The 6833-nt window shown below is 41.3% G+C and carries 4 protein-coding genes and 1 pseudogene; all 5 read left to right on the forward strand.

What is annotated here, in order from left to right; genetic code table 11:
- Nucleotides 1-131, forward strand: a pseudogene (locus M9827_RS19675) (glutathione S-transferase N-terminal domain-containing protein); the annotation flags it as partial.
- Between the two features lie 281 nt (nucleotides 132-412).
- Nucleotides 413-4069 (forward strand): AAA domain-containing protein, encoded by a 3657-nt coding sequence (locus M9827_RS19680; RefSeq protein ID WP_250606731.1) that lies wholly within the window; start codon nucleotides 413-415, stop codon nucleotides 4067-4069.
- Between the two features lie 41 nt (nucleotides 4070-4110).
- Entirely contained in the window at nucleotides 4111-5937 is a 1827-nt protein-coding gene (locus M9827_RS19685) for a phospholipase D-like domain-containing protein (RefSeq protein WP_250606732.1), read from the forward strand.
- A gap of 53 nt (nucleotides 5938-5990) precedes the next feature.
- Nucleotides 5991-6539, forward strand: a complete 549-nt coding sequence (locus tag M9827_RS19690; protein WP_250606733.1) for an SLATT domain-containing protein — start codon at nucleotides 5991-5993, stop codon at nucleotides 6537-6539.
- Between the two features lie 155 nt (nucleotides 6540-6694).
- Nucleotides 6695-6833 (forward strand): glutathione S-transferase N-terminal domain-containing protein (locus M9827_RS19695; RefSeq protein ID WP_250606874.1); only part of this gene is annotated, 139 nt, incomplete at its 3' end.

Genomic DNA, 6833 nt, shown 5'->3' on the forward strand with positions numbered 1-6833 from the left:
TCGAACACGAGTCGGTCTCGGTGTTCCGCCACTTCGAGCAATTCCAGCAGATCAACCCGGTGGTCAAAGCGCCCACACTGATCCTCGACGACGGCGTGGTCCTGATGGACTCGACCCTCATTCTCGACTTCTCGAAACCGTACGCCACAAGCCAAATAGCCCGCCGAACAGTGCTCTCAACATCTTGCCTCTGCCCGGCATCCGCCTCACCGCGACTCCGGAGCTTTACCGCCTAGCTACCACTGCGATCGGATCGACGCTTTGTACTCCGTGGGCGGTAACACGACTAAAACACCTGTGGTGATGAAAAAGATTCTCTGATGATAAATCACGAAAATAGTGGCATTAGGCTTCTACTATTTTTGGATCCATTCTGCTAGGGTATTTATTTGACAAATCAATGGAGCTGATTATGGATTCTGTGAAAGAAAATTTTCTTAGTTTATATGACATTGACGAACAGCCCCTAAATTCCACTCATAGCATCTCTGATCGACCAACTATTTATAGCGCCGAAAAAGATGGTGAGCTATTTCTAGTAAAACATTGGAAAAGATCTCAGAAAATTCAAGATAAGGAAGTTGAATCAATTTGGCTACATGAGTTGCGCCAACTTCACCGATTAAAGGGTTATCCGGGAGCAGAAGATCTAATTGCAACGCTTGTGGAGCATGGACGAGATCCTGATGGATTCTATTTAATTCTCGACTCTCAAGAAAGAATCCCTATATCACAGATATTGAACAACAGAGTAATGTTGCGAAGTCCGCACTGGATAAAGAAGCTCAAACAACCTTCATCCAGGTCTTTATTCTGGAAAAACATAATAAGAATATCTGACGCCATAGATATACTGCACTCTCAAGGCCTACTCCATCGCCAACTTGACGAGGATGCAATTCTAACTAGTTCGACCTTGCGTCATGACGGGAAAGACTTTCAGCTTACCGGCTTTGAATGGTCAATGCGCGTTCCGGGGTTAGCCAACTCTCCAAATCAAAAAATACAAAATTCAGAAGAAAAAGCAACCCACTCATTTAGCAATGATTGGAAAGATCTCGGACGAGTTATTTCAAGAATACTAAGAGTAGACCATGAAAAACTAAATGACGCCCAGATACCAGCAAGAGAAATATCTGAACAGTCAGGATTAATGTTAATCGAAGTTAATTTAATCAGAAAACTAATAGGCATCATACCTTTCCGCCCCAATTCGAGCTTTGAAAATCTAGACGGAGACTTTGTCAAAAACACAATTATTGAAATAATGGACGCACTGGATAAAAGCTCCTCCCGACACTCCCCACCCTTCAAACTCGTCTTAAAAATCTCAGAAAACCCGGACGCAACAAAAAACAAAAATAGTGTAACCGCAAAAATTCAGGAAATATACAAAATAAAATTTGGCATAACTTTAGATAAAACAAACATCGTAGAACTCAAAAGATTCGTTGAGGACGACATACGTGATTCATCACAAATAATTAGAATATCGGACTCAGACAAAACAGAATCATTTTTTCTAAAAGGAAGTGAATTATACTATCAGCTTGAACCTTTTAAACCCAATAGATTTAGCGACGAATCAACGTGGGATTTCGCCGTCTGCCACCTTGCTCGTACAGAATTACCAGTAAGACCGACCAAGAATTTAAAAACATCATCATTGAACAGCAGTAAGATCTCCATAATCTCAATAAAAGAAGCTTATCAACAATGCCGTGATGCGGCCTCGAAGGAAGAGGATAGCTCTTGGGTCTCTATTTTTAATAAATTTGAAAATCAAGAATCACTAAAAAGTGTAGAGCAGCAAAACCTAATTAACGGTTTTATCGCTTGTCACCTTACAGAGGTGGCATATGCCAGAGCGGACATTTTCCCTGTTGAAATAATAAAAGCAGAAGCGGACACAGAAAACTGGTTAATTCATATATGTAGCAAGTTCTCAGAAGAAGTTGAACGCATATCCAAACCACTGAATATTGAACCACCTGCAACCCGGCTTGAAAAAATACTTAAACGAGACGAGAGCGAATTAGAAACACTAGTTTGGAGCTTAGTCAGCGGAAATGGTTTCGGCAAAGAGGAAGAGGAAACGATATTAACATTCGCCGACTCCTACATAAGTGAAGATGGCATCACGATATACATTTTCACATCTCGAACTCAGCTCCCTTATCAAGCGAATTACTACATTGCACCAAATTCTCTGCAAGGAACTCTTCGCCAGCTAAGCAGAAGAACTAAAGCATTAGAAACTTTAGCCTGCCACTCTGAGCTACTAGATGTACTGATCTCACCCCAAAAATACGCTACCCCTCTGAATTCGCCACCACCAAATCCAAAGCTTACTCAAGAACTAGACATATCCAAACAAAAAGCGTTCAACAAGACTTTATCCACTCTTCCCTTGTATTTAGTTCAAGGACCACCCGGAGTTGGAAAAACTTTTTTAGTTTCAACATTAGTAAAACAACAGTTTGAACACGAATCAGATAGCAGGCTGTTATTGACAGCACAGAGTCACTCTACTGTGCAACATCTTTACCATGAAGTCTGTCGCTCCTTAAACAAAGAAGACGATAGTGATTTCATTGTAATACGCTGCAGCAAACAAGATAAAAATGATGAAACATCACTCATGGATGCCGATGACAAATCCAAGCAATATATAGAAAAATTCATGACCAGTTCCATTTATCTTAATTCTGAATCAGTCGACATCAAATCTGAAGTCCGCCAGATGCTCGGCGGTCTAATATACAAACGATACCCCCTGATAAACCAACTACTTCGCTGCGCAAATATGGTTTTTTCAACAACAAACTCTGAACAAGTGGAACGAATGATTCATGACCGTGCTCAGTTCGATTGGACGATCATGGAAGAAACCGGCAAGGTCACAGGACTCGAACTTATAAGCCCATTATTACTTTCCCACCGAAGGCTGATGATTGGAGACCATAAGCAGCTCCCTCCATATCGGTCTAACGAAATCACTACCATTTTATCTGACCCACAGAAATTGAAATCAATATTGCGTGACAGTGAGTATATTTTGCACCCCAAGGTTCGTGGAGCCATAGCAAAGTCATTCCTTGACGACATGAGTTTTTCCGACGAAAGCATTACACAAATAGGTAGATCCGCCTCTAAATACTTCATGCTATTCCAAAGCCTTGTCGAGGACGAAATAGTAGAAAAATTATTACACGAAAAGAAATACGGCTCAGAAAATGGAAGAATCGCAATAGGGAGTATGTTGGAATATCAGCATAGAATGCATCCAGACATAGCCAAACTAATTTCTCGCGTCTTTTACCAGGACAAACTTAAAACAGATCCAGACAAAGAGAAAAGTTACAAAAATCCAAAGACTCCTCTCCCATATCTTATTGACCAAACTAATACTTTATCAAATTCTGCGCCATTGACCTGGATTGACATGCCTGACATCCAGACAACAAAAAATATGAAACAAGGAGAGCAGCTTCCTCGCTGGCACAACACAGAAGAAAGAAATATGATTTCTTCAATATTGAAATTACTGACCGCCAACCCCAATTCAAAATCAAAAACTAAAATTGCCATTCTCTCTCCCTACGCTGAGCAGGTCGGCAGAATATCGAGAACAATTTATACACAAGGTAAGTTAAGACCTGCCTTCACCCATCTCTCGGAATTCGAACCCGCGGACGATCACTCTGACTTTTGTAGCACCGTTGACGCATTCCAAGGCAGCGAAGCAGACATTGTAATTGTTTCACTTGTCAGAAATAACGGAAATCCCACTCTACGGGGGGCTCTTGGTTTTCTATCTGATGAGCGACGAATGAATGTATTACTAAGCAGAGCCCGCTACAAGCTTATTATTGTTGGATCTTACAACTTACTGAAAGCTTGGGGAGGGGACTATAAAAAACACAAACAACAAGATGACCTTAACCAAATAAAAGACTTCCTACCACGCCTTGTTGCAAACCTAGAACACTTTAAAGATATCGGGATACTAAGCTTGATTAAAGGTTCCGACATCACAAATCGAAAACCAACCACATACAAACCATAAAACCTAGTAAACCACAAGCTTAACAAGGATGGTAATTAAACATGAATCAGCGCCCCACTGCATATGTTGTTGTACCTTTTCACTTTGAACAACAGAGATTCAAAATATTAAAGGGGCAACGATGGGGAGCGATTGACCACTTGCTCTTACAGGAGATCGTTAAAAATCCGTTATCTGCAAACCAATTATCTTTATTATCTTGCCTACCTAAGCGCTTGGTAATTGAGATACTAATACCATTAATGAAGGCAGGTTGGCTCGAACTAGCCACCACTGACTCCGAGTACGTATTCAAAGCAACCGACCGAGGCATTATAGTAGCAAGACTGGAGAATCTGCCATTAGATAAAGAACCATTAATCTCAACTAGACAATATATAATAGACCCAAGCACGGGAGATTGCTATCGGACGGGTCATAGACAACAGACATTTCAACTTTACAGTAAAAAAAGAATAGACGAGCTAATTCAATCTAAAGACAGCCCTATTACGGTCTTAGATTTCAAAACCATGACCACCGAAGCAAGTTACACTGACATATTTAATTGTGTATCAGATCGCGACGAGGAAATCATCGCAATAGATGACTCGTACATTCAATTTTCTAAAGATCAAACTAAATATGCACTGATCTCCGTGGACGACTCGGACAAAATAGGTAATGCCCCTCCAAATATGTCAACAGAATTGAGCGAACAGGTAATCGAAGCTGCTCATGAAACCTTAGAGTTATTCGCAGCCATCGACCAAAATAACAAGGAATATAGCAAACACACCTTCCAAGGAAAAAGCACACATAGAAGCTATATGTCACACTCACTTGAGGATGATGAATACGAGCTAATACTTGGCGCCGACGAACATAAAATAGCGCTAAACGAAGCTTTAACGGAAGCTAAGTCGAGACTTATTATTCACTCTACCTTTATCAACCCAACGAACTTGGCTTCCATTTCAAATTCTTTGTTTGTTTTAGCTAGGCGCTCTGTAAAAATTGATATCCTTTGGGGTCAAGTTGAACCAACTGAGGAAGACGCGCTGAAGTCATACCAAAAAACTAGAGACTGCCTTGCTAACTTGATTGAAAAAATACATATTGAAGGTTTGGACACACTAATAAATATCCATCTCGACCCAACAGAGTCACATTCAAAATTTATCATCTATGACAGGGATTATGGAGCTTACTCCGCGTTACTCGGATCATGTAACTGGTTAAATAGCAATTTCAATCTTTTCGAGGCATCCGTACAGCTTTCCAATCAAAGCATTGTCGCGGAAGTTATTAAAATTTCAAGCGATCTAGTACGCGGCGCATCAAAAGTCTCGAATTTATTTAGCAGAGAACTTTCATTACTCGCCAACTCCCTAAATAAAAACACTTTAGCTGTTCCGAACAAGAAACAAATCACCACAGCCCGTCTAATACTCAAAAACGATCATTACGAACTAGTCAGAAAAGCCAGAGACTGCGCCGAACAAGATATATTTATATGTAGCCATCAGTTCAGCCACATAGCGAAGAGGCCAATTATGGAGCCGATCACCACATCTACCAACAGTAACCGAACAATAGTAGCAAATATTTTCTACAGCAAAACATGTGGAGGGCTCACCGAAGAAGGCGCAAATGCAATTTCAAAATCAATTAAAGAACTCAACGTAAATATTAGCAAAACCTCACCCCCCATAACACACGCAAAAATTTTAACCTGGGATGATGATAATGCAGTAATTACAAGCTTAAACTGGCTATCCGCTTCAGCGTCCGGTAACGATCTTGATGAAATCGGAATACATATTGAAAGCCAAGATATCGCAAAGAAGATAAAACAAGCATTCTACAAATCATCCTTACAACCATAAAACAATCAATATCTACCCCAAGTCAACGCACCTTAACATTTAGGCAATAAGATATGAAAGACAATGTATGGTTCACATACAAAGCGCGCATTCAAGCTCACAAGAGATTAGCTTGGCTAGATTTTCACGCCCAGCTCCTCCTAGTCTGGTATGCCATATTAAGCACCATACTTGCGGTTTTGACGGTTCGCTACCCGAAAGTAATGGGAGAGAATACCGACATACTTGCGACTATTTTATCCGTAGCGTTACTGGGAGTTTCACTTGCAGTAGCAAACAGAGATTTTCGTGGTCGAGCCATGCTGATGCGCGACAACTATTTAAAGCTTCACAAGCTATATAGAGACATCCAACACAACAACGGCACGTCAAGTGAGCACCAGATGCAATATCACAGCATCTTATCTGAAGCTGAAAACCATCTTGAAATAGATGATCGTATTGCGCGCGTTTTCTCCCATGGGCTCACAAGCAGGGTCCCTGTAGGTTTTGAAAAAATTCAAGCTTGTCTTTGGCTGCTAGCGCGGATACTTATTACCTTATTCTTATATGCTGCCCCGGTTATCATAGGTGTATATGCCTGGAATACAAAACTAGGTTAGTCAAATTACAGCCCATTCGTGTGGGAGACTCTAGTTTGCTTGATGTTCTATGTTAGATATCGACTCAAGCTAAAACTCACGTTGAAGAAGCAGGCATTTCCACCAGGCTCTGGTAGGTTATGCCTTCCCACCGGTTCGACTTGAAGGAACGCGTCATGAAACTGATCGGCATGCTGGACTCCCCTTACGTACGCCGCGTAGCCATCTCCGCCAAACGCTTGGGGATTGACCTCGAACACGAGTCGGTCTCGGTGTTCCGCCACTTCGAGCAATTCCAGCAGATCAACCCGGTGG

The sequence above is a fragment of the Pseudomonas sp. AKS31 genome (assembly GCF_023634765.1).
Classification (GTDB): Bacteria; Pseudomonadota; Gammaproteobacteria; order Pseudomonadales; family Pseudomonadaceae; genus Aquipseudomonas.